The 21,437-nt window shown below is 73.7% G+C and carries 20 protein-coding genes, 1 tRNA gene and 1 riboswitch; of the genes, 8 read left to right on the plus strand and 13 right to left on the minus strand.

Annotation, left to right across the window (positions count from 1 at the left end; translation table 11 throughout):
- Positions 1 to 172: 172 nt before the first annotated feature.
- From cutA to PKC53_RS14205, 5 genes are all read left to right on the plus strand, one after another.
- On the plus strand, positions 173 to 499 hold the full coding sequence (gene cutA / locus PKC53_RS14185) for a divalent-cation tolerance protein CutA (RefSeq protein ID WP_324429699.1): 327 nt from the start codon (positions 173 to 175) through the stop codon (positions 497 to 499).
- Between the two features lie 58 nt (positions 500 to 557).
- Positions 558 to 2,207 carry a caspase family protein gene (locus PKC53_RS14190; protein WP_324429701.1) on the plus strand — a complete coding sequence of 550 codons (1,650 nt, stop codon included), beginning with the start codon at positions 558 to 560 and terminating at the stop codon, positions 2,205 to 2,207.
- Between the two features lie 101 nt (positions 2,208 to 2,308).
- Entirely contained in the window at positions 2,309 to 3,688 is a 1,380-nt protein-coding gene (locus tag PKC53_RS14195) for a hypothetical protein (RefSeq protein WP_324429703.1), read from the plus strand.
- A complete protein-coding gene (locus PKC53_RS14200; protein ID WP_324429705.1) occupies positions 3,685 to 5,745 on the plus strand; it encodes a TCAD7 domain-containing protein in 2,061 nt (686 codons plus the stop codon). The genes PKC53_RS14195 and PKC53_RS14200 overlap by 4 nt, the downstream gene beginning before the upstream one ends.
- Before the next feature lie 112 nt (positions 5,746 to 5,857).
- Positions 5,858 to 6,244 (plus strand): VOC family protein, encoded by a 387-nt coding sequence (locus PKC53_RS14205; RefSeq protein WP_324429707.1) that lies wholly within the window; start codon positions 5,858 to 5,860, stop codon positions 6,242 to 6,244.
- A gap of 49 nt (positions 6,245 to 6,293) precedes the next feature.
- Here the strand turns inward: PKC53_RS14205 and PKC53_RS14210 are convergent, their stop codons facing one another.
- The 9 genes from PKC53_RS14210 to PKC53_RS14250 all read right to left on the minus strand — a co-directional run bounded on the left by PKC53_RS14210 (position 6,294) and on the right by PKC53_RS14250 (position 14,770).
- Positions 6,294 to 6,674 (minus strand): surface-adhesin E family protein, encoded by a 381-nt coding sequence (locus tag PKC53_RS14210; RefSeq protein WP_324429709.1) that lies wholly within the window; start codon positions 6,672 to 6,674, stop codon positions 6,294 to 6,296.
- An 80-nt stretch (positions 6,675 to 6,754) separates the two neighbouring features.
- Positions 6,755 to 6,830, minus strand: a tRNA-Asn gene (locus tag PKC53_RS14215).
- A gap of 46 nt (positions 6,831 to 6,876) precedes the next feature.
- On the minus strand, positions 6,877 to 9,045 hold the full coding sequence (locus tag PKC53_RS14220) for a TonB-dependent siderophore receptor (protein WP_324429711.1): 2,169 nt from the start codon (positions 9,043 to 9,045) through the stop codon (positions 6,877 to 6,879).
- Positions 9,046 to 9,114: 69 nt separating this feature from the next.
- Positions 9,115 to 9,228: riboswitch (TPP riboswitch) on the minus strand.
- A 95-nt stretch (positions 9,229 to 9,323) separates the two neighbouring features.
- Complete coding sequence (locus PKC53_RS14225; protein ID WP_324429713.1) at positions 9,324 to 10,424, minus strand: NAD(P)/FAD-dependent oxidoreductase; 1,101 nt, start codon at positions 10,422 to 10,424, stop codon at positions 9,324 to 9,326.
- 43 nt (positions 10,425 to 10,467) lie between these two features.
- Positions 10,468 to 10,791: a ferredoxin FdxA gene (gene fdxA / locus PKC53_RS14230; RefSeq protein ID WP_324429715.1), complete on the minus strand. Its 324-nt coding sequence runs from the start codon at positions 10,789 to 10,791 to the stop codon at positions 10,468 to 10,470.
- Between the two features lie 103 nt (positions 10,792 to 10,894).
- A complete protein-coding gene (gene cobA, locus PKC53_RS14235; RefSeq protein ID WP_324429752.1) occupies positions 10,895 to 11,662 on the minus strand; it encodes a uroporphyrinogen-III C-methyltransferase in 768 nt (255 codons plus the stop codon).
- A 123-nt stretch (positions 11,663 to 11,785) separates the two neighbouring features.
- Positions 11,786 to 12,526, minus strand: coding sequence for a phosphoadenylyl-sulfate reductase (locus PKC53_RS14240; protein ID WP_324429717.1), 741 nt, complete (start codon positions 12,524 to 12,526; stop codon positions 11,786 to 11,788).
- Complete coding sequence (locus PKC53_RS14245; protein ID WP_324429719.1) at positions 12,523 to 13,023, minus strand: DUF934 domain-containing protein; 501 nt, start codon at positions 13,021 to 13,023, stop codon at positions 12,523 to 12,525. Before PKC53_RS14245 ends, PKC53_RS14240 begins: the two co-directional genes overlap by 4 nt.
- 16 nt (positions 13,024 to 13,039) lie before the next feature.
- The gene (locus PKC53_RS14250; RefSeq protein WP_324429721.1) at positions 13,040 to 14,770 is read right to left on the minus strand and encodes a nitrite/sulfite reductase; all 1,731 of its coding nucleotides are present in this window, start codon (positions 14,768 to 14,770) and stop codon (positions 13,040 to 13,042) included.
- Between the two features lie 110 nt (positions 14,771 to 14,880).
- Here PKC53_RS14250 and PKC53_RS14255 point away from each other — a divergent pair, with 110 nt between their 5' ends.
- Positions 14,881 to 15,789, plus strand: coding sequence for a patatin-like phospholipase family protein (locus tag PKC53_RS14255; RefSeq protein ID WP_324429723.1), 909 nt, complete (start codon positions 14,881 to 14,883; stop codon positions 15,787 to 15,789).
- A gap of 63 nt (positions 15,790 to 15,852) precedes the next feature.
- Here PKC53_RS14255 and PKC53_RS14260 read toward each other — a convergent pair whose 3' ends face one another.
- The 3 genes from PKC53_RS14260 to PKC53_RS14270 all read right to left on the minus strand — a co-directional run bounded on the left by PKC53_RS14260 (position 15,853) and on the right by PKC53_RS14270 (position 18,265).
- Positions 15,853 to 16,239 carry a diacylglycerol kinase gene (locus tag PKC53_RS14260; protein WP_324429725.1) on the minus strand — a complete coding sequence of 129 codons (387 nt, stop codon included), beginning with the start codon at positions 16,237 to 16,239 and terminating at the stop codon, positions 15,853 to 15,855.
- A gap of 113 nt (positions 16,240 to 16,352) precedes the next feature.
- Entirely contained in the window at positions 16,353 to 17,606 is a 1,254-nt protein-coding gene (locus tag PKC53_RS14265; protein WP_324429727.1) for a HAMP domain-containing sensor histidine kinase, read from the minus strand.
- Positions 17,606 to 18,265: a response regulator transcription factor gene (locus tag PKC53_RS14270; RefSeq protein ID WP_324429729.1), complete on the minus strand. Its 660-nt coding sequence runs from the start codon at positions 18,263 to 18,265 to the stop codon at positions 17,606 to 17,608. The genes PKC53_RS14265 and PKC53_RS14270 overlap by 1 nt, the downstream gene beginning before the upstream one ends.
- 84 nt (positions 18,266 to 18,349) lie before the next feature.
- On the opposite strand from PKC53_RS14270, the gene PKC53_RS14275 reads away from it, so the two are divergent.
- The gene (locus PKC53_RS14275; protein WP_324429731.1) at positions 18,350 to 20,017 is read left to right on the plus strand and encodes a phosphoethanolamine--lipid A transferase; all 1,668 of its coding nucleotides are present in this window, start codon (positions 18,350 to 18,352) and stop codon (positions 20,015 to 20,017) included.
- The gene (locus PKC53_RS14280) at positions 20,014 to 20,748 is read left to right on the plus strand and encodes a phosphatase PAP2 family protein (RefSeq protein WP_324429733.1); all 735 of its coding nucleotides are present in this window, start codon (positions 20,014 to 20,016) and stop codon (positions 20,746 to 20,748) included. The genes PKC53_RS14275 and PKC53_RS14280 overlap by 4 nt, the downstream gene beginning before the upstream one ends.
- Here the strand turns inward: PKC53_RS14280 and PKC53_RS14285 are convergent.
- Positions 20,736 to 21,155 (minus strand): GreA/GreB family elongation factor, encoded by a 420-nt coding sequence (locus PKC53_RS14285; protein WP_324429753.1) that lies wholly within the window; start codon positions 21,153 to 21,155, stop codon positions 20,736 to 20,738. The two genes, PKC53_RS14280 and PKC53_RS14285, sit on opposite strands and share 13 nt — an antisense overlap.
- Between the last annotated feature and the right edge of the window lie 282 nt (positions 21,156 to 21,437).

The following is a 21,437-nucleotide window of genomic DNA, read 5'->3' on the forward strand; positions in this document are numbered from 1 at the left end:
CGCGCTGCTGGCCTGTGCGCTGGCCGGCGCCGCGGTCGGCGCGATCGGCAGCGCGCTCAGCGGCGACGCGGCCTGGTACGCGGCGATCCCGGCGGCACTCGCGCTGGGCTGGTGGTTATTCGGCGACCCGACCGCCTGCGAGCGCCGCCCCGACGCCTGAGCGAGGCCCGCGATGCCCGAGCCGCAGATCATCGCCGTCGTCACCACCTTGGCCTCGCGCGACGACGCGCTGCGCATCGCGCACGCGCTGGTCGAGCGGCGCCTGGCCGCGTGCGTGCAGCTGTCGAGCATCGACAGCGTGTACCGCTGGCAGGGCGCGCTGCAGCACGAACCCGAGCTGCGGCTGACGGTCAAGACGCTGCGCTCGCGCTACGCCGCGGTCGAGGCCGCGATCCGCGAACTGCACCCCTACGAACTGCCTCAGGTCGTCGCGCTCGCGCTCGACCCGGTGCTGCCGGCGTACGCGCAGTGGGTCGCGCAGCAGTGCGACGACGGCTGACGCGCACGCGGCCGAACACGGCGCCACCCCGCCCGCCAACACGCACAGGAGGTCCACGATGGCCACGCGCACACGCCGCCGACGCGGCGACGACCCGGCCGCCGCGGCGCCGCCGCGCGGGCGCAACGTCGTCGCGGTGATCGGCATCGACGCCTACGAGCACTGGCCGCGGCTGAAGAACGCGGTGCACGACGCGCGCGGCGCACTCGACCTGTTCGTCGGCAAGCTCGGCTTCGTCGCCCCGGTGCCGCCGCTGTTCGACGCGCAGGCCACGCGCGCCGCGATCGAGGCGCTGGTGCAGGACCACCTCGCCGCCGAGCTGCGCGACGACGACAGCCTGGTGCTGTTCTTCGCCGGCCACGGGCACACGCAGGCGCGCGAGGTCGGCGGCAGGACGATCGACACCGGCTACCTGGTGCCGGCGCCGGCGCGCCGCGACCGGCTCAGCGACTGCCTGAAGATCGACTCGCTGCTCGACGACCTGAGCCGGCTGGCGGCGCGTCACGTGCTGGTGATCGTCGACGCCTGCCACTCGGGCTTCGCGCTGGGCGCGGCGATGAAGACGTTCCGCTCGAACGCGCGCTACGAAGCCGACCTGGCCGCGCGGCTGAGCCGCAAGGTCATCACCTCGGCGATGCGCGACCAGCCCGCGCTGGACAACGGGCCGGTCGCCGGGCACTCGCTGTTCACCGGCACGCTGATCGACGGCTTCAACTGGGGTGCGGCCGACATCGACGGCAACGACCTCATCACCTCGTCCGAGCTCGGCCTGTACCTGCAGCAGCGCGTCGCGCAGGCTTCGGGTTCGCAGCAGACGCCCGACTTCGGGTCGTTCCAGCTCGACGACCGCGGCGAGCTGGTGATCCGCCTGGGCGGCGACAACTTCGATGCGCTGAAGGCGCGTGCGATGGGCGCGTACCAGCGCGCCGACTTCGACGAGTTCGCCGCGCTGCTCGCCGAGGTGCGCGCGCAGCGCCCCGACAGCGCCGAGGCGCTGTACCTGGTCTACCGGCACGCGCTGCTCGAAGGGCGCGTGGCCGACGCGCTGGCGGCCATCCAGCGGCTGCAGTTGCTGCGGCTGCCGGCCGGCGTGATCCCGCTGACCGAGCGCGACCTCGTCACGCTGGGCATCCAGCTGAGCTTCTGGGGGCCGGTGCTGTCGCTGCCCGCCGCGCCGCTGCCGGTGGAGCTGTCGCTGCTCGCCGGAGCGTCGGTCGGCGCGCTGGCGCTGCTGCAGCCCGCGCCACAGGCCGGTGCGCGCGTGTACGACGTCGACGACGGTGCGATCCTGCGCTTCTTCGCGCACAACCGCGCGCCGCAGCCGGTGCACCTGTACTACATCGTCGTCACGCCGCACGGGCGGCTGCTGATGGGCCCGCTGCTCGAGAGCGATGTGCACCGCATCGACGGGCTGCCGCCGGGCGGCGACGGCATCGGCCCGCCGCTGCGCATCCGCGACGCCGGCAGCCTGACCGAGACGCGTGTGATCGCCTCGCCGGTGCGCATCTCGCCGCTGCTGTTCCCGGGCACCACCGCCACCCGGCCGCTCGACCGGCTCGACCCGGCGCAGGTGGCCGCGCTGCGCGTGCAGCGCGTGTGGCACCGCGTCGTCGGGGCGTCGCGCGCCGGCGAACGCGTGGCGGGGTTCGACGTGCCCGACACGCTCGCCGAAGCCGCGCCGCCCGACACGCTCGACGAGGCCGAGTGAGGCCGCGCCGGCGGCGCGACAAGTTGGGGGTCGCCGGTTGCGGCCGGCGGGGCCATCGCCTATAAGCGGGCGCAGTGCAGCAGCGTACGCAGAGGTTCGCGATGTCGACGTTTCCCGACCTGGTCGTCCTGCTGCCGGGCATCACCGGCAGCGTGCTCGCCAATGCCAAGGGCAAGGAGGTGTGGTCGCCGTCGGTGGGCGCGGTGTGGCGCGCGATCACCAGCTTCGGCGGCTCGATCGAAGGGCTCGAGCTGGCCGGCGACGACGTCGACGACGGCGTCACCGCGCCGCGCCTGGTGCCCGACGTGACGCTGGTGCCGGGGCTGGTGAAGATCGACGGCTACTCGCGCATCGCCGACTACCTGGTGCGCCAGCTGGGGCTGGCCGAGGGGCGCAACTTCCACCCGTTCCCGTACGACTGGCGGCGCGACAACCGCATCACCGCGAGGCGGCTCGAGTCGCAGGCCATGCAGTGGCTCGCGCAGTGGCGCCAGAGCTCGGGACACGCCGACGCCAAGCTGGTGCTGATCGGCCACTCGATGGGCGGGCTGGTGGCGCGCTACTTCGTCGAGTGCCTCGGCGGCTGGCAGCACACGCGCACGCTGATGACGCTGGGCACGCCGCACCGCGGCTCGCTCAACGCGGTGGGCTTCCTCGAAAACGGCATGAAGAAGGGCATCGGCCCGCTTGGGCTGGACCTGTCGCCGGTGCTGCGTTCGCTGACCAGCGTGTACCAGCTGCTGCCGATCTACCCCTGCGTCGGCAGCGCCGGCGGCGCGCTGCAGCGCGTCGCCGACGCCGCGGCCGCGGGCCTGCTCACCCACGTGAACGTGCAGCGCGCCGCCGCGGCACGTGCGTTCCACCAGGAGATCCACGACGCGCAGGCGGCCAACGCGCGCCTCGACGCCTACGCCGACGCCGGCCCGACGCTGGTGCCGGTGGTCGGCATCGAGCAGCCCACCGCGCAGTCGGCGCTCGTCGACGGCGGCAAGCTCACGCTGGTCAACGCCTACGAGGGGCAGGACCTCGGCGGCGACGGCACCGTGCCGCGCGTGTCGGGCACGCCGATCGAGCTCGAGACCGCCAAACGCGAGGTCTACGCCGCTGAGACGCACGGCGCGCTGCAGAACGCCGACGGCACGCTGGCCAACGTGAAGGGCGTGCTGACGCGCGACAGGATCGACTTCCGCAAGTTCCAGCGCGCCGAGGACGCTGCGATGCTGACGCTCGAGGTCGACGACGTGGTGCTGCCGGGCGAGGCGCTGCGCGTGCGCGTGCGCCCGTCCGAGGGCAGCCCGAAGGTGCAGGTGCGGCTGCAGCCGCTCGCTGGCGGCGCTGCGCTCGACGAGGCGCTGCGGCGCGACGTCGAGCCGCGCTGGCAGGCGGGCGAGTTCGCGCTGGCGCCGGGGCTGTGGCGCGTGACCGCGCACGCCGACGGCGCCACGCCGGTCAGCGACCTGGTGGTGGTGGCCGCGCCGTGAAGATCGGCTGGAGCGTCGACTTCGTCGTCGTCGACGCCGGGCAGAGCGCCGCCGACGCGCTGGAGCGCGTGCGCGGCTCGAGTCTGCCGTGGGTGCTCGTCGAACGCGAAGGCGGGCGCTGGCGCTACGTGTTCGCCCGCCGCGAACTGCTCGAGCTGCCGCGCCTGCGCTGGCTGATCGACCAGGGCGCGGACCTGCACCGCCTGTCGCTCACCGAGGCGCTGAACCTGCACGAGACCGCCTCCAGCCGCGCGCTGGGCCCCGGCGAGGACGCCGACGCCGCCGAACCCGACCCGGCGCAGCCAAGCGCGGCGCGTTTCTTCGGCGTCGAGGACGACGGCAGTGTGGTCGCGGTCGGCGGCGCCGACGTCGGCCTGGTGCCGCGCATGCGCGGCACGCGCGCCGAGCCGCCGCCGGTGGGGGCCGCCCCGCCCGCCCCGCCGCGGCCGACGGCGCGGCGCGCGCGTTCGCGCAGCGCCCCGCGCGCACAGGCCCCGCGTGCCGGCGCGGCGCCGCCCGCGCCCGCCGAGGCCGCCGCCCCGCCGACATCGGCGCCTGCGGTCGACGACGAGGGCACGACGCCGGTGCGCTTCCCGTCGATCGATCCCGACGGCGAGGTGCACGCCGGCGAAACGGTCACGCTGGTGGTCGACCTGCTGCGCGAGGAGTCGGCGACCACGCTGGGCGGCACCGCGTTCCCGGCGCAGGCGGCCGACTGGACCGCGTTCGACGTCGACGTGACGCTGCAGTCGCCCGACATCGAGTTCGACGACGGCGGCCGCGGCACGCTGACGGTGCGCCGCAACGCCGCGACGCAGGCGGCGAAGGTCACCGGCCGCGTGCGCGCCGCTCTGGCGGCGGGCCACGAGATCGACGTGAAGGCCCGGTTCCTGCTGGGCACGCGGTTCTGCGGTTCGGCGGTGCGCCGGCTGCAGGTCGGCGCCGGCGCGCAGCCGCAGGCCGCGCCGGTGGCCGACACCGCGGTGCAGGTCGACGCGCAGGCGGCGCAGCCCGACCTGACGGTGTTCATCACGCTGTTCGACAACGATCGGCCCGGGCGGCTGCACTGGCGCATGGTCACGCCGCCGTTTCCCGGGCGGCCGGCGCGGCTCGACGGCATGGTCGACCTCGGCCAGAAGCCGGCCGAGGAAGCCACGGCGCTGTTCAAGCGCTTCGCCAACCTCGAGCGCGGGCAACACCAGGAGGCCATCGAGGGCTTCGGCGAGCAGTTGTGGAACGATGCGCCGCCCGAGTTCCACGCCGTGTACTGGGCGCTGAACGACTTCCACCGCCGCGCGCTGACGATCCAGTTCGTCAGCGACGACCCACACCTGCCCTGGGAGCTGATGAGCCCGTACCGCGACGGCGAGGTGCACGGGCCGATCGCGCTGCGGCACGCGGTGGCGCGCTGGATCGGCCACTGGCAGGGTTACATGCGCAACCGCCTGCCGGCGGGCGCGCTCGTCGCGATCGCGCCGCACTACGCGAGCGCCAGTGCGCGCCTGTCGCTGGCCGAGGCGGCAGCGCAGGAGCTGGTCGACAAGTTCGGCGCGCAGCGCTTGCCGGGCCAGCGCGACCGCGTGCTGCAACTGCTCGAGCAGCCGCCCGACGCGCCGGTGGCGCTGCTGTACTTCACCGGGCACGGCGCATTCGCTGCCGACGCCGCCGGCGCGTCGCTGATCAAGCTCGAGGGCGGCGCCAGCCTGAGCGCCACCGAGGTGGCACGGCAGAAGGTGCGGCTGGGCGAGCGGCACGGCACGGTGGTGTTCCTCAACGCCTGCGAGGTCGGCGCCACGGGCAGCGTGCTGGGCAACGTCGGCGGCTGGGCCGACGCATTCCTGTCGCGCCGCTTCGGTGCCTTCATCGCGCCGCTGTGGGCGATCGACGAGGAAGACGCCAAGCAGGTCACCGAGGACCTGATCGCCGCCATCGTCACGCGCCGCGAGCCGATGGGCGAGGCGCTGCGCGCGCTGCGCGAGCGACACGGCGCGGTGTCGCCGACCTTCTACTCGTACCTGCTGTACGGCGACGTCACCGCGCGGCTGGGCGGCGGCTGATGCGCCCGCGGCGCAGCGCGGCGTCGGCACGCCGGCGCGAAAGTGCCACCGGATCGCTTCGCGACGACTAAACTTCACCTGCGCACTCCACCGCGCCGGAAGGAGGCCCGACATGGCCACGTTCCCGAGCACCGAAGCCACCTGCATGCTGCCGGTGAAAGACCTCGCGAGGGCGCGCCGCTTCTACGAAGACGTGCTGGGGCTGGGCGCCGAAGGCGAACGGCCCGACGGCAAGTTCGTCTACCGCTGTGGCGACACGCGCATCGCGCTGTTCCCCAAGCCCGAAGGCACGAAGGCCGAGCACACCGCGCTGAGCTTCCGCGTCGACGACATCGCGGCTGCCGTCGCCGCGTTGCAGGGGCGCGGGCTGCGCTTCGCCGACTACGACCTGCCGGGGCTGAAGACGGTCGACCACGTCTGCGTGCTCGGCGCCGAGAAAGCCGCCTGGTTCGAGGACACCGAAGGCAACATCCTGTGCCTGCACGAGGACTTGGCGTAGCGCGTGCGCGTGCCGCCGGCGACGCGGCCACCGACGTCGCGACGGGCGGCTACGGCCGGCACACCTGCTGCAGCACGTCCGACGACACCGTGCCCGGCTTGGCGTCGTGCCACGGCGCGGCACTCGGTGCGTGGCTGGTCGAGCCGAACACCTGGCCGGTGGCCATCGGTTCGGTGTACGCGGTCAGCATCAGCAGCCGGTAGCGCTGCGCGGCGCAGTCGTATTCGATCAGCATGCGGTGCGATGCCGCGCCGCCCTTGCTGGCGTGTTCGGTGCTCGTGAGTTCCCAGACGCGGCGCAGCGCGCCGTCCTTGCGCAGCGTCGTCGGGTCGATGAAGTGCGACGTGCCGTCGGCCGAAGACACCAGGGTCCATCCCGCCCACGCCGGCGCGGCCACGAGCAGGCCGATGAGAAACGCGAGTGTCGGCATCGTCGATCGACGCTCCGTCGTCGGGCATCGGGCCCGCAAATGCAGAAGGCCTGCACGCCGATGCAGGCCTTCGTCGATGTTGGCTCCCCGACCTGGGCTCGAACCAGGGACCTGCGGATTAACAGTCCGTCGCTCTACCGACTGAGCTATCGGGGAAGAGCCGCGCATTATAGCCAGGTCGCACAGCGCGACCGTGCAGGCGTCACAGGTCGGCCTGCAGCGACACGCGCCAGGTGCGCGGCGGCAGCGGGAACAGCCAGGCGTGGCCGTACAGGTACGGCGCTTCCTTCCACGCGCGCTTGTCGCCGACGTTGTCGACGCCGACGCGCCAGGTCAGCGTCGCCGCCGCCACGCGCTGTGCAAAGCGCGCGCCCAGGTCGAAACGCGTCCAGCCGCCGATGCGCGCGCCGTGGTCTGGCAGCACGTAGCGATCGCCCTCGTGCACCGCGTCGGCGCGCAGCGCCAGCCCGTCGACCGCGGCCGGCCGCCAGCCCAACCCGAGGCGCAGGCTGCGCGACGGCACGTTGACCGGGCGCAACCCGTTGATCGTGTCATCGGCCGACCCGCGGCGTTCGGCGTCGAGCCACATCGCGCCGGCGTGCGCGTCCCAGCGGCCCAGCGTCGCGTCGGCCTGCACCTCGATGCCGCGGTGGCGCGCGTCGCCGTCGATGCGGCGCGTGCAGCTGCCGTCGTCGTCGCAGCTGCCGATGTCGGCGGCCACCGGGCGCGTGATGTCGAACAGCGTCACGGCGGCGCCCACGCCGTCGGCGCGCAGCTTCCAGCCCAGCTCGACCTGCCGGCTCTTGATCGCCGGCAGCGCCTGGCCGGCGTTGGTGTATCGCGCGCGGTTCGGCGCCACGTCGGTCTCCAGCCCCTGCCCCCAGCTCGCGTACACGGTCTGCGTCGGCGTCGGCTGGTGGCTCAGCGCCAGCCACGGCAGCGTCGCCGACGCGTCGTAGCTCGTCGGCCGCGAGCCGTCGGTGCGCACGCTGTCGCGCGCGAGCCGCGTGTGGCGCACGCCGGCCCACAGCCGCCAGTCGCGCGCGAGGTCGACGCGGTCGCGCAGGTACAGCTCGGTGCTGCGCTCGTCGCGCAGCGTGTTCTCGTCGGTGAGCTCGGGCGCGGCGTCGGTGACCAGGCCGGCGTCGATGCGCCCGGTGCCGGTGTAGTTGTAGGCCTGGCGGTCGAAGCGGGCGTCGAAACGCGTGACCAGCACGCCGGCGGCCAGCGTGTGGCGCAGCGCGCCGGTGGTCGCCGAGCCTTCGACGTGCAGGTCCAGCGCGTCGCTGCGCCGGCGCTCGTTGTCGCTGCGGAAGTCGTACAGGTCGAACGTGCCGTCGGGGCAGTAGCGGTCGGCGTAGTAGACGTCGGCGGCGGCGTCGTAGCAGCCGAACGGGAACGCGATGCGGTCGTCGGTGTGCAGGCGCTGCGTCATGCTGTGCGCGACGAAGCGCCAGTCGGCGGCCAGCGCCTGCGTCCAGCGCAGCGACGCGGTGCGGCCGCGGAACTCCACCGGCTGCGACCACGGCTGGCTGTTCAGGTTGGTGCGCGGGTCGATGGCCCTCGCGCCGGGCACCGCGTCGCCGAGCAGGCTGAAACCGGGCACACTGGGTTGGCGCTGGAACGCGGTGTCGAACTCGGCCTCGATCCGCGAACCGGGTGCAACGCGCCAGTCGCCGGCCAGCGCCAGCTGGTGGCGGCGCCCGCGCGCGTCGCGCGTCGGCGGGTCGAGGTGCTCGTACGCCAGGTTCAGGCGCAGGCCGAACTGGCGCGCCGCGCCGAAGCGCTGCCCCAGGTCGACCGCGCCACCGAGGCCGCCGCCTTCGCGCAGCTCGACGCGTGCGCTGCGCAGGTCGGCGTCGGGGCGCTTGACCACCAGGTTCACCAGCCCGCCCGGCGCGCTGGTGCCGGCCTGGATGCCGCTGGTGCCCTTGAGCAGTTCGAGCCGCTCGACGTTGGCCAGCGGCAGCGCGGTCTCGGCGTTGATCGGCAGCCCGTCGCGCCGGTAGTTGAAGCGGTTGTCGATGACGAAGCCGCGCACGCCGAGGATGCTCCAGTAGCCCTCGGCGTTGTAGGCGTCGCCCACGGCAGGGTCGAAGCGCGCCAGCTCGGCAACCTGGCGCGCGCCGGCGTCGATCAGCCGCGCGGCGTCGAGCGTGCCCACCGACATCGGCAGGCGCGACGCGTCGACGTCGCCGAATCCGCCGACGTCGGCGCCGAGCTGCAGCGTGCGGCCGGTGACGGTGATGCGCTGCACCGGTTCGTCGGCCACCGCGGCCAGCGGCGGCAGCGCGGCCAGCGCGGCGCCGACGGCGCACAGCGTGCGCCGGCGCATCGGGGGTGCGTGAGGAGTACGGGAACGGGTGGACATGGCCAGCGAGCCTTTCGGTCGATGGCAGGTCGGCGGTCGGTGGCGGCGCATGCGCCCGGCGGGCGCGAGGCTTCAGGCTGACGGCTTCCCTGCGCGAGGATTACCTCAATCAGGTTCAAGGGGACTCTCTCAGCCGGTGGCCGTGCACCCGGTGCACGACCGCCAGCACCCCCAGCGGGTGCGCGCGGCGAACGCCGCGCGCGCGACCATTATCCACCGACGACGCGCGAAGGGGCCGCGACGCGGCCCCTTCGTCGTCGCGCCGCGGGCGGCGCGCGTCAGTCGAACACCGGCGTCTCGACGCCCAGCACCTTGTGCAGCTTCGGGCTGGTGGTCGTGTACTGCAGGTGGATGCGCTTGTCGGGGAACACGTACGGCGCGGCGCCGAACGCCGCGAGCGCGGCCTCGTGGAACCCCGACAGGATCAGCTTCTTCTTGCCCGGGTAGGTGTTGATATCGCCCACCGCGAAGATGCCCGGCACGCTGGTCTCGAACTTCTCGGTGTCGACCACCAGTTGCTTGCGCTCGATCGCCAGGCCCCAGTCGGCGATCGGCCCGAGCTTCGGGCTCAGCCCGAAGAACACCAGCAGCATGTCCAGCGGCACGACGCGCGTGACGCCGTCGCCGCCCGTGACCTTCACGCCGGTCAGCCGGTGGCCCTGCTCCTCGATGCCGGTGACCTGGCCGACGATGAACTGCATCTCGAGCGCGTCGCACAGCTCCTTCATCTTGGCCACGCTGGCCGGCGCGGCGCGGAAGCCGTCGCGGCGGTGCACAAGAATTACGCTCTCGGCCTTGTTCGGCCCCTCCTGCACGAAGTTCAGCGTCCAGTCGAGCGCCGAGTCGCCACCGCCGACGATGACCAGGTTCTTGCCCGCGAACTGCGCCGGGTTCTTCACGCGGTAGTGCAGCTGCGTGCCCTCGTACTTCTCGATGCCGTCGACCTTCAGCGTGCGCGGCTGGAACGAGCCGACGCCGGCGGCGATGAAGATCGTGCGCGTGACGAAGCGCGTGCCCTTGCTCGTCTCGACGTCGAAGCGGCCGTCGTCTCGCTTGTTCACCACCGTCACCTCCTGGCCGAGGTGGAACGTGGCGCCGAACGGCTCGATCTGCTTGAGCAGGTTGTCGGTCAGTTCCTGCCCGGTGCACACCGGCACGGCCGGGATGTCGTAGATCGGCTTGTCGGGGTACAGCTCGATGCACTGCCCGCCCGGATAGGCGAGCGAGTCGATGACGTGCGCCTTGATCTCGAGCAGGCCGAGTTCGAACACCTGGAACAGCCCCACCGGGCCGGCGCCGACGATGACGGCGTCGGTCTCGATCGGGCCGTCGTGGTGGCGTGCGGTGTCGGCGACTTCGGCGTTGGGCTGCGGTTCCATGAGGGTGTCGTCGTCGAGCCCGCGGCGCGGGCGTTGGCGGGGCTCAGCGCTTGAGTTCGCCGAGCTTGTTCTTCACGTCCTTCCACTCGTCGGCGTCGGGCAGCGCCGCCTTGCGCTTGGTGATGCTCGGCCACTTCCTCGACAGCTCGGCGTTGAGCGCGATGAAGTGCTGCTGGTCGCCGGGCACGTCCTCCTCGGGCACGATCGCGTTGACCGGGCACTCGGGGATGCACACCGCGCAGTCGATGCACTCGTCGGGGTCGATCGCCAGGAAGTTCGGGCCCTCGCGGAAGCAGTCGACCGGGCACACGTCGACGCAGTCGGTGTACTTGCAGCGGATGCACGATTCGAGGACGACGTGGGTCATGGGCAGGCTCGACAGGGGTGGTCCAGGCAGGCGAAGCGCGCAGCCGCAGCGCTGCCGCACGACGCGGCCGCACACCCCGGGGCGTACGGTCCGGACGCGGATTCTAAGGTGCCAGGGTTTCCACCGAGGGCTGAGGTCGCGTGCGCACCGCGGTCTTGCGCTGCGCCGCGGTGGCCTCGGCACCGACGCCGACGGTGACCACCGTCGGCCTGCCGGCGTGCAGCACGCCGGCCTCGGCGAGCGTGGCCACGCGGTGGTCGCTGACAAGTTGGTCGACGCATCCGGCGCGCGAGACCACGCACGCCGGCGTGTCGGCGCCCCAGCCGGCTTCGCGCAGCGCGCGCGCGAGCGCGCCGAGCTGCCGCCCGGCCATGTAGAACACCTCGGTGTCGGCGCTGCGACGTGCCGCCAGCCGTGGCCGGTCGTCGGCCGCCACGCCGACGGCGGTGGTCAGCGCCACGCTGCGCCCGCGCCCGCGGCGCGTCAGCGGCCGGCGCGCCGCCGCCGCGGCGGCGAGCGCCGCGGTGACGCCGGGCACGACCTCGGCGTCGATGCCGGCGGCGTCGAGCGTGCGCAGTTCCTCCTCCAGGCGCGCGAACACGCTCGGGTCGCCGCCCTTGAGCCGCACGACCAGCGCCACCTCTTGCGCACAGCGCACCAGCAGCGCGTCGATCGCCGCCTGCGGCGTCGACGCGCCGAATCCGCGCTTGCCGACGTCGATCCAGCGCGCGCGCGGCGCCAGTTCGCGCAGCGCCGGGTCGACGAGCGCGTCGCACACGACGACGTCGGCCTGCGCCAGCGCGCGTGCGCCGCGCAGCGTGATCAGGTCGGCGGCGCCCGGGCCGGCGCCGACGAACACCACGCGCCCGATCAGCACGCGGCCTCCGCGCCGATGCGCTGCGGTGTGAACGCTTCGGAGCGGCCGTGCGCGTGCATCAGCAAACCTCCGCGCTGGCGCGCTGCGGTGTGAACGCTTCGGAGCGGCCGTGTGCGTTCACGCGGCGGCCTCGGCCGCCGGTGGTGCGACGTGCAGGCCGCACTCCTTGGCCTGTTCGTCCTCCCACCACCAGCGCCCGGCGCGGAACGGCTCACCCACCGCGATGGCGCGCGTGCACGGCGCGCAGCCGACGCTAGGCATGAAGCGGTCGTGCAGCGGGTTGTACGGCACGCCCCGAGTGGCGATGTAGTGCCACACGTCGCCCCACGACCAGTCCGCCAGCGGGTTGAGCTTGACGCGGCCCTGCGCGTCGCGGTCGCGGTACGGCACCTCGGCGCGCGCGTCGCTCTGCTCGCGCCGCAGCCCGGTGATCCAGGCGTCGCGCTGCGCGAGCATGCGCGCCAGCGGCTCGAGCTTGCGCAGCTGGCAGCAGGCCTTGCGCAACTCGACGCTGCGGTACATCGCGCGCCCGCCGTGGCGGCCGACGAACTGCGCCACCGCGTCGTGCGCCGGCCGGTGCACCTCCACCGGCAGCGCGTAGTGGCGCTCGATGCGTGCGATCAGCGCGAAGGTCTCGTCGTGCAACGCACCCGTGTCCAGCGTCGCCACCGCGATGGGCAGGCCGGCGCGCGCGATCAGGTCGGTGACCACCATGTCCTCGGCGCCGAGGCTGGTGGCTTGCACGATGCGCCCCGGATGTTCGCGCGCCGCTTCGAGCAGCATCGCCTGCGCGTGAGCGTGGCGGGTCTCGAATCCGGCGCCGGGGCGGGCGTACAAGGCGATGGCGTGGGAGGTCATGACAGGCTTCGGTGCGAAGGAGGTGCCGCGTCGTGGCGGCGATACAGCGGACGCGGCTCTTGCACGTCGCCCTGGTAGTGGCCGGCGAAGAAGCGCAGCGCACGCTGCGCCGAATCGAGGCTCTGGTCGGCGCGCAACTGCACCGCGTCGAAGCCGGTGCGCTGCAGCAGCGGCAGCATGTCGACGAGCACCTCGCCGGCGGCGCGAACCTCGCCGCGGTAGCGCAACCGGGCGCGCAGCAGCCTGGCCTGGCTGTAGGCGCGTCCGTCGGTCCACTGCGGGAAGTGCAGCACGATCGCGGCGAGTCGCGGCAGGTCGCCGTCGAGCGCCTCGACGTCGGCGTCGTTCGGCAGCGCCAGCGCCACCGGGACGCCGTGTGGCCACTGCGCGCGCACCGCCTGCCACTGCGCCGGGGTCAGCAGGCTGCCGTGCGTCGGCGGCGGCGCCTCGCCGCCGGTGGGGTGCCAGCGGTCGTGCAACGGGTCGATGAATCGCATCGCGGGACCTCGCGGCTCAGGCGGCCAGCGCCAGCGTCCGGCGCACTGCATCGGCGGCCGCGCGAAACGGCGCGATCCCGGCGCGGCGCAGCGTGTCGGCGAAGCGTTCGCCGTCGATGCGCTCGCGGCGGTACGCGTGCACCAGTGCCTCGACGACGTCGGCGACCTCGTCGGCGGCGAACGCCGGGCCGATGACCTTGCCGGGAGCGGCCGCGCCGCCCAGCGTCGAGCCGTCGCCGCCGCCGACGCTGACCTGGTACCACTCGAGCCCGTCCTTGTCGACGCCGAGGATGCCGATGTGGCCGCTGTGATGGTGGCCGCACGAGTTCATGCAGCCGCTGATGTGCAGGTCGATCTCGCCGAGATCCTCGAGCTCATCGAGGTCGGCGAAACGCTCCATCACCGCCTGCGCGACCGGAATCGAACGCGCGTTGGCCAGGCCGCAGAAGTCGCCGCCGGGGCAGGCGATGACATCGGCGAGCAGGCCGATGTTCGGGGTCGCGAAACCGGCCGCGCGCGCCGCCTGCCACAGTGCGTAAAGGTCGACCTCGCGCACCCACGGCAGCAGCAGGTTCTGCTCGTGCGTGACGCGGATCTCGCCGAGGCTGTAGCGGTCGGCCAGCGTCGCTGCGGCGTCCATCTGCGCGGCGCTGACGTCGCCCGGTGCCTGCGTCGCGCGCTTGAGCGACAGGGTCACCGCGCGGTAGCCGCTCACGCGGTGCGGGTGCACGTTGCGCGACAGCCAGCGCGTGAAGCCGGCCGGTGCGTCGAGGTGGCGCGCCGGCTCGAACCCGCCCGGTGCCGGGCGCACGCCGGCCGGATCGGCGAAGTGCGCGACGACGCGCTCGAGCTCGGCGTCGGTGAGCAGCTGCGCGTCGCCGTCGACGTCGCGCCGCAGGATCTTCGCGAACTCGTCGTCGACGGCGTCGAAGAAGCGCCGCCCCTCGGCCTTGACGAGGATCTTGATGCGCGCCTTGAATGCGTTGTCGCGCCGCCCGTAGCGGTTGTAGACGCGCACGATCGCCTCGAGGTAGACGAGGATCTGCCGCCACGGCACGAACGCGCTGGCCCGCGTCGCGACCAGCGGCGTGCGGCCCATGCCGCCGCCCACGTGCACCTCGAAGCCGACTTCGCCGGCGTCGTCCTTCACCAGCCGCAGGCCGATGTCGTGCCACAGCGTGGCCGCGCGGTCCTCGCGCGCGCCGGTGATCGCGATCTTGAACTTGCGCGGCAGGAACGCGAACTCGGGGTGCAGCGTGCTCCACTGGCGCAGGATCTCGGCGTAGGGCCGCGGGTCGACGACCTCGTCCGGCGCGATGCCGGCCAGCGCGTCGCTGGTGATGTTGCGGATGCAGTTGCCGCTGGTCTGGATGCCGTGCATGTCGGCCTCGGCGAGCAGGTCCATCACGTCGGCGGCGCGCTCGAGCGCGATCCAGTTGAACTGCAGGTTCTGCCGCGTCGTGAAGTGGCCGACGCCGCCGCGCCCGCGGTGCGGCCCGTGGTCGACTCGATCGAATTCGCGCGCGATGCGCGCCAGCGTGCGCAGCTGTCGGCTGCAGAGCTCGCCGTACGGCACGGCGATGCGCAGCATTGGTGCGTGGCGCTGGAGGTACCAGCCGTTCTGCAGCCGCAGCGCCTTGAAGGCGTCGGCGCCCAGTTCGCCGCGCAGGTGGCGCTCGAGCTGGTCGCGAAACTGCGCGGCGCGCTCGCGCACGAAGCGCCGGTCGAAGGTGGTGTAGCGGTACATGGGCGGCACTCTAGGCAGCCGCTTTATATTTGAGAACTACTTTTTCATTGTTTGTTTATGGCCATCGGTTCTTAAACGGGTCGCATCGACGGCTCCGTAGAATTCCCGGCATGTCGCTGTACCGTGCCTGCGCCGCTGCTGCCATCGCCTTGCTGCTGGCCGCCTGCCAGACCGCACCGGTGGCCCCGCCGCCCGTCCCCACCCCGCCACCGGCGGTCGTCGCCCCGGCACCCGTGCCGCCGCAGCCGCCGCGCATCGGGCTGGCGCTCGGTGGCGGCGCGGCGCGCGGCTTCGCGCACATCGGCGTGATCCAGGTGCTCGAGGAGCATGGCATCCAGCCCGGCCTGGTGGTCGGCACCTCGGCGGGCAGCCTGGTCGCCGCGCTGTACGCCAGCGGGCTCGACGGCAGGCAGCTCGCGCGGCTGGCGCTCGAGATGGACGAAGGCGCGATCACCGACTGGGCCTTTCCCGGCCGTGGCGTGATCCGCGGCGAGGCGCTGGCGCGCTGGGTGCGCCAGCACACACGCGGCCGGTCGATCGAGCAGATGCCGTTGTCGCTGGGCATCGTCGCGGCCGACCTCGACACCGGACGCGCCGTGCTGTTCCGCCGCGGCGACCCCGGCACCGCGGTGCGCGCGTCGAGCGCGGTGCCGGCGGTGTTCCAGCCGGTGAAGATCGGCGAGCGCGAGTACGTCGACGGCGGCCTGGTGGCGCCGGTGCCGGTGCGTCATGCGCGCGAGATGGGTGCCGAGCTGGTGATCGCGGTCGACATCGCGACCCCGCCCGACGGCCACCCGACCGGCGACCCGGTGAGCCTGCTGCTGCAGACCTTCAACATCATGGGCGCGGCGATCAGCCGCTTCGAGCTGCGCGAGGCCGACGTCGTGCTGCGCCCGGCGCTGGCCGGCGTCGGAAGCGCCGACTTCGCGGCGCGTCAGCGCGCGATCGAGGCCGGCCGCGAGGCCGCACTGGCACAGCTGCCGTTCATCCGCACCCGCGTCGCGCAAGCGATGCAGTAGACGCCCGCCCCGCCTCGGCGGGCGGGCCGGGCACGGCCCGCACCCGGGGGCAATCGTGGTCGCTCAGCGCCACAGCAGCAGCGCCCAGGTGCCGGCCGCGAACACCAGCGAAAGCATCACCGCGGCACTGCCCAGGTCCTTCGCGCGACCGAGCAGCGGGTGCGCGTGCGGCGACACCGCGTCGGCCAGCGCTTCGAGCGCCGAGTTCAGCAGCTCGACGACCCACACCAGCACGACGACGCCGATCAGCGCCAGCGTCTGACCCCGCCCCGGAGAGACCCACGGCGCGACGGCGACCAGCGGCGCGCCGAGCAACAGTTCCTGGCGAAACGCCGCCTCGTGACGCACCGCCGCGCGCAGCCCGGCCCAGGAGTAGCCCAGCGCGTCGACGAGCCGGCGCAGCCCGCCGCGGCTCTTGTAGGCGCTGGCGGTGGGTGTGTCGTGGATCATCGGCGGCGTCGTGGTGACAGATGGACGCCGGATTCTGGCCACGGCACCTGAAGCGGGTCTGAAGCGCGCGGCGCGCACGCGGCGCGCGTTGCGCGGCGTCGCCGGCACCGGTCTCAGCGCGTGCCCAGCCGCAGCTCGACCGCGAAGCCGCGCTGCACCTGCGGCAGGTGCAGCGAGCCGCCGTGCGCACGCGCGATGCGGTCGGCCAGCATCAGGCCCAGGCCGGTGCGCCCCTCGTAGTCCTGCGCGTCGATCGCGGCCTGCAGCGCGGCGCGCCGTGGCGCGTCGACGCCGTCACCGTCGTCACGCAGCCACAGCGTGGCCGGCGCGCCGACGCCGACCTCGACGTGCGTCGCACCGTGGCGCCGCGCGTTGTCGAACAGGTTGATCAGCGCGGCGGCGAGCAGGTCGGGGTCGGCGTCGATCGTCGCCGCGGGGTCGACCTGCGCCACCAGCCCGTCGAGCGGCAGTCGCGCCAGCAGCGCGCCCAGCGCGACACGCTCGCGGCGCGGCGCGGCGCCGCTGCGGAACAGCCCGAGCAGCGCCGCCACCACCGCCTGCAGTCGCGCCGCGGCGTCGCGCACGCGCTGCAGCCGCGGCTGCAGCGCCGGTGGCGCCTCGCGCAGCGCCGCCGCGAGCTGCGCGTCGATGCCCGCCAGCGGCGTGCGCAGCGCGTGCGCCGCGTGGCCGGCGAAGGCACGCTCGTCGGCGATGCGCTGCGCCAGCCGTTGCGTCAGCGTGTCGATGGCGGCGTGCACCGGCTGCAGTTCGTCGCGCTCGGCCGCGCCGAGCCCTGCGCCGTCGCGCGGCGGATCGGCCGCCGGGTCGTGCGCAGCCAGCCGCGACGACAGGCGCTGCAGCGGCTCGAGCTCGCGGCGCACGCGCGCGCGCAACCACAGGTGCCCCAGCAGCCCGATCGCCAATGCCGACGTGACCGCGCCGAGCACGACCTCGGCGTGCGCCTCGACGCGCTCGGCGCGCGTCTGCGCGACGTACAGCATGCGCCCGTCGCCACCCAGCGGCGCACCGAACACGCGCCAGTCGGCGGTGTCGCTGAAGCCGGCGCTGGGCGTGGCGTGCAGCGGTTGCGCCGGCGCCTGCGCCGAGCGGGCGCGCATGCCACCTTGCGCGTCGACCACCTGCCACGCGAAGCGCCCGCCGGCCTGCGCGGGCGGCGGAGGCGCCGCCGGCGTGCCCGCGAGCATCGCGCCGAGCACTTCGGCCGAGGCGCGCAGGGTGTCGTCGAGCAGTTCGTCGACCTCGTGGCGTGCCGCCAGCCACACCGCGGCGGCCACCGCGACGCTCCACGCCAGCGACCACCACAGCAGCGCGTCGGCGAGCCGGCGGCGGATCGACGGCAGCGCCATCACCGGATCGCGCCGATGCGATAGCCCAGCCCGCGCACGGTCTCGATCAGCGCGTGGCCGAGCTTGCGCCGCAGCGCCGAGACGTGCACCTCGATCGCGTTGCTGGCGATCTCGGCGTCGAAGCCGTGCACCAGCTTCTCGAGTTCGGCCTTGGGCACGATGCGCCCGGCACGCAGCACCATCGCCTCGAGCAGCGCCCACTCGCGCGCCGTCAGCGGCACGGCGTGACGGTCGACGAAGGCGGTGCGTGCGGCCAGGTCGACTTCGACGGCGCCGAAACGCCGGCGCGACGCCGCCCCGCCCGCAGCGCGCCGGCCGACCGCACGCAGCCGCGCGACCAGTTCCTCGGGCGCGAAGGGCTTGACGAGGTAGTCGTCGGCACCGCTGTCCAGCCCCTCGACGCGGTCGCCGAGGCGGTCGCGCGCGGTGAGCATCAGCGCCGGCGTCGCGTCGCCGTGGGCGCGACGCTTGCGCAGCCAGTCGAGCCCCGAGCCGTCGGGCAGCTGCCAGTCGACGAGCAGCGCGTCGTAGGGCTCGCCGCGCAGCGCCTCGGCGTCGGCGAGCGCGCGGCACCAGTCGACCTGGTGCCCTTCGGCGCGCAGGAAGGCCTGCAACCCGTCGCCGAGGATGTCGTCGTCTTCGAGCAGCAGCAGTCGCATCCGCGCGCCAGTCGTTCAGCGGCGCGAACGGTACCACCACGCGGCTTCAGGCGGGCTTCAGCCGAGCAGGCTGCAATGCGCGCGATGTCCCGCCCCGACCACCCCACCCCTTGCGCCGAACGGCCGCGCGCCGCGCTGGCGATCACCGTCGAACCGCTGTTGCTGATCGCGGCGCTGTTCTGGACGCTGGCGGCCAACGGCCGGTTCTTCGCCGCCGCGCTGCACGGGCGATCGCCCGGCGACGCCGCGACCTGGGGCTTCGCCGCCGCTCTGGCGGTGGGGCTCGTCGCGCTGCACCTGCTGCTGCTCGCGCTGGTGGCCAACCGCTGGACCGTCAAGCCGCTGCTGGCCGCGATGACCGTGGCCACCGCGTTCGCGACGTACTACATGCAGACCTACGGCGTGTACCTAGACCCGTCGATGCTGCGCAGCACGCTGCACACCGACGTCGCCGAAGCGCGTGAACTGCTGGGCTGGACGCTGCTGCCGCACCTGGCGCTGTACGCCGCGCTGCCGCTGACGCTGCTGGCGCGCGTGCGCATCGTGTCGCGACCGTGGCGCAGCGCCGCCGCGGTGCGCGGCGCCTGGCTGCTCGGCGCGCTGGCCTGCGCGGTGGCGGCGCTGGTGGCGGTGTACCAGCCGCTGGCGTCGCTGATGCGCAACCACAAGGAGGCGCGTTACCTGATCACGCCGGCCAACCTGCTGTGGTCGGTGGCCAGCGTGGCCGCCGCCGACACACGCGGCGCGGCCCGGCCGCGCACGCCGATCGGGCTCGACGCGGCGCCTGGGCCGAGCTGGCGCACGCAGCGCCGAGCGCGCGTGCTGGTGCTGGTGGTCGGCGAGACCGCGCGCGCCGAGAACTGGGGCCTCAACGGCTACGCACGGCAGACCACGCCGCAGCTGGCGCGCCTGCCGCTGGTGTCGTTCGCCGACGTCACCGCCTGCGGCACCGACACCGAGACCTCGGTGCCATGCATGTTCGCGCCGGTCGGCCGGCGCGACTACGACGCCGCGCGCATCCGCAGCAGCGAGTCACTGCTGCACGTGGCGGCGCGCGCCGGCGTGCAGGTGCACTGGCGCGACAACCAGACCGGCTGCAAGGGCGTGTGCGACACGCTGCCGAACGACCATGTCGCGACGCTGAACCCGCCCGGGCTGTGCGCGCAGGGGCGCTGCCTCGACGAGGCGCTGCTGTACGACATCGACCACCGGCTGGGCGCGGCCCGCGGCACGCAGCTGTGGGTGCTGCACATGCTGGGCAACCACGGCCCGTCGTACTTCAGGCGCTACCCGCCGGCGTTCGCGCGCCACCAGCCGGCGTGCGCCAGCGACGAACTGCAGCACTGCAGCCGCGAAGAGATCGTCAACGCCTACGACAACGCACTGCTGTACACCGACCACGTGCTCGCCGCGCTGGTCGCCAAGCTTCAGGCGCACGCGCCGCAGGTCGACAGCGCGATGCTGTACGTGTCCGACCACGGCGAGTCGCTCGGCGAGCACGGGCTGTTCCTGCACGGCGTGCCGTACGCGATCGCGCCGCCGCAGCAGACCAAGGTGCCGATGCTGCTGTGGACCAGCGACGGCTTCGCGCACGCGGCGGGGCTGGACACCGCGTGCCTGTCGCGCCGCGCGATGCGCCCGGCCAGCCACGACCACCTGTTCCACACCGTGCTCGGGCTGCTCGACGTGCGCACCGCACTGCACGACCCGGCGTGGGACCTGGTCGCCGGCTGCCGCAGCGACGCGTCGTGAGCGCCGTGCCCGCGTCGACCCCGTCGGGCGCAGCGCCGCACGCACGGCGCGACGCGGTGGTGACGCTGGCCGCGCTGGCGGCGGTCGTGGTGTGGGATCTGGCGGGCCTGGACCTGCCGCTCTCGCGCGCCTTCGCCGACGGCGGTGGCTTCTTCGCACGCGACGCCTGGTGGGCGCGCACGCTGCTTCACGATGGTGGACGCTGGCTGTCCGGCGTCGCGCTGGCCGGCATGGCGCTGCACGCGCTGTGGCCGCACCGCGGCCGGCATGCGCCGGCGGCACGCGGCTACTGGCTCGCCGTCACCGTCGCGGCCTTGCTGCTGGTGCCGGCGCTCAAGCGCGCCAGCCTGACCAGTTGCCCGTGGGACCTTGCCGAGTTCGGTGGCCACGCGCGCCATGTGCCGCACTGGTGGTTCGGCGTCGCCGACGGCGGGCCCGGGCACTGCTTTCCGTCCGGGCACGCGGTGGCGGCGTTCGCCTTCTTCGGCGCGTACTTCCTGTGGCGCGAGCACGACCCGCGCGTCGCGCGCAAATGGCTGGCCGCGGTGCTCGCGGCCGGGCTGCTGTTCGGCGCCGCGCAGACCGCACGCGGCGCCCACTTCGCGAGCCACAACCTGTGGTCGGCGTGGCTGTGCTGGACGCTGTGCGTGCTGGCCGCACGCTGGCAGCCGAGGCCGGCGGCCGCCGCGCAGCCCGCCGCCGGCGCGCCCGAGCCGTCTCAGGTCGTGTAGTCGCCGCTCGCCTCGGGCTGGAACAGGATCGCGACGATCTCCGCCGTGCGCGTCTCGCCGCCTGGCGTGGTCCAGCGTGCGGTGCCGCCGACGCGCTGGCCGAGCAACGCCGCACCGACCGGCGACAGCACCGAGACGAACCCGGACTCGGGCTCGGCGTCGCTCGGGTAGCACAGCGTCAGCTTGCGTCGCGTGCCGTCGGCATCGGCAACCAGCACCTGCGTGTACATCGTGACGACGTCGGGATCGACCTCGCGTGACGGCACCAGGTCGGCGGCGTCGATCAGGTCGACCAGCGTCGACGAAGGCGCGTGCGCTTGCTGCGCGCCGCGGCGCAGCAGGCCGGCCAGGCGCACGTGGTCGAGCACGGTGAGCACGCGCTCGGCGTGCACAGGGGAAACGGTCATGGACATGGCGACTCCTGTCGATCGGTTCGGTGCCGGTGTGCCGGCAGCGCGGGTTCTCGAGAGCCCGGCGATCGAAGGTGCGCGATGAATGCGTGGAGGGGGATCGCCGGGCTCAGGAGAGTGCAGCCGGCGCTCGGCGCCATGCCGCACCTCCGCCGAGCGCAAGCTGCGCGCGGCGGGTGGTGTTGAGCGTGATCCTGGCGACCATGGCGCAAGTCTAGCCCGCGGCGGCGGATCTGGCCAGCGCGCCGCGCAAGTCGCACCTCGGCATGAGGTCGATGC

The sequence above is a fragment of the Azohydromonas sp. genome (assembly GCF_035325925.1).
Taxonomy (GTDB): Bacteria; Pseudomonadota; Gammaproteobacteria; order Burkholderiales; family Burkholderiaceae_C; genus Calidifontimicrobium.

Coding starts and splice junctions, on each gene's coding strand:
- cutA (WP_324429699.1), top strand. CDS start 173: ATGCCCGAGCCGCAGATCATCGCCGTCGTCACCACCTTGGCCTCGCGC.
- PKC53_RS14190 (WP_324429701.1), top strand. CDS start 558: ATGGCCACGCGCACACGCCGCCGACGCGGCGACGACCCGGCCGCCGCG.
- PKC53_RS14195 (WP_324429703.1), top strand. CDS start 2,309: ATGTCGACGTTTCCCGACCTGGTCGTCCTGCTGCCGGGCATCACCGGC.
- PKC53_RS14205 (WP_324429707.1), top strand. CDS start 5,858: ATGGCCACGTTCCCGAGCACCGAAGCCACCTGCATGCTGCCGGTGAAA.
- PKC53_RS14210 (WP_324429709.1), bottom strand. CDS start 6,674: ATGCCGACACTCGCGTTTCTCATCGGCCTGCTCGTGGCCGCGCCGGCG.
- PKC53_RS14220 (WP_324429711.1), bottom strand. CDS start 9,045: ATGTCCACCCGTTCCCGTACTCCTCACGCACCCCCGATGCGCCGGCGC.
- PKC53_RS14225 (WP_324429713.1), bottom strand. CDS start 10,424: ATGGAACCGCAGCCCAACGCCGAAGTCGCCGACACCGCACGCCACCAC.
- fdxA (WP_324429715.1), bottom strand. CDS start 10,791: ATGACCCACGTCGTCCTCGAATCGTGCATCCGCTGCAAGTACACCGAC.
- PKC53_RS14240 (WP_324429717.1), bottom strand. CDS start 12,526: ATGACCTCCCACGCCATCGCCTTGTACGCCCGCCCCGGCGCCGGATTC.
- PKC53_RS14245 (WP_324429719.1), bottom strand. CDS start 13,023: ATGCGATTCATCGACCCGTTGCACGACCGCTGGCACCCCACCGGCGGC.
- PKC53_RS14250 (WP_324429721.1), bottom strand. CDS start 14,770: ATGTACCGCTACACCACCTTCGACCGGCGCTTCGTGCGCGAGCGCGCC.
- PKC53_RS14255 (WP_324429723.1), top strand. CDS start 14,881: ATGTCGCTGTACCGTGCCTGCGCCGCTGCTGCCATCGCCTTGCTGCTG.
- PKC53_RS14260 (WP_324429725.1), bottom strand. CDS start 16,239: ATGATCCACGACACACCCACCGCCAGCGCCTACAAGAGCCGCGGCGGG.
- PKC53_RS14265 (WP_324429727.1), bottom strand. CDS start 17,606: ATGGCGCTGCCGTCGATCCGCCGCCGGCTCGCCGACGCGCTGCTGTGG.
- PKC53_RS14270 (WP_324429729.1), bottom strand. CDS start 18,265: ATGCGACTGCTGCTGCTCGAAGACGACGACATCCTCGGCGACGGGTTG.
- PKC53_RS14275 (WP_324429731.1), top strand. CDS start 18,350: ATGTCCCGCCCCGACCACCCCACCCCTTGCGCCGAACGGCCGCGCGCC.
- PKC53_RS14285 (WP_324429753.1), bottom strand. CDS start 21,155: ATGACCGTTTCCCCTGTGCACGCCGAGCGCGTGCTCACCGTGCTCGAC.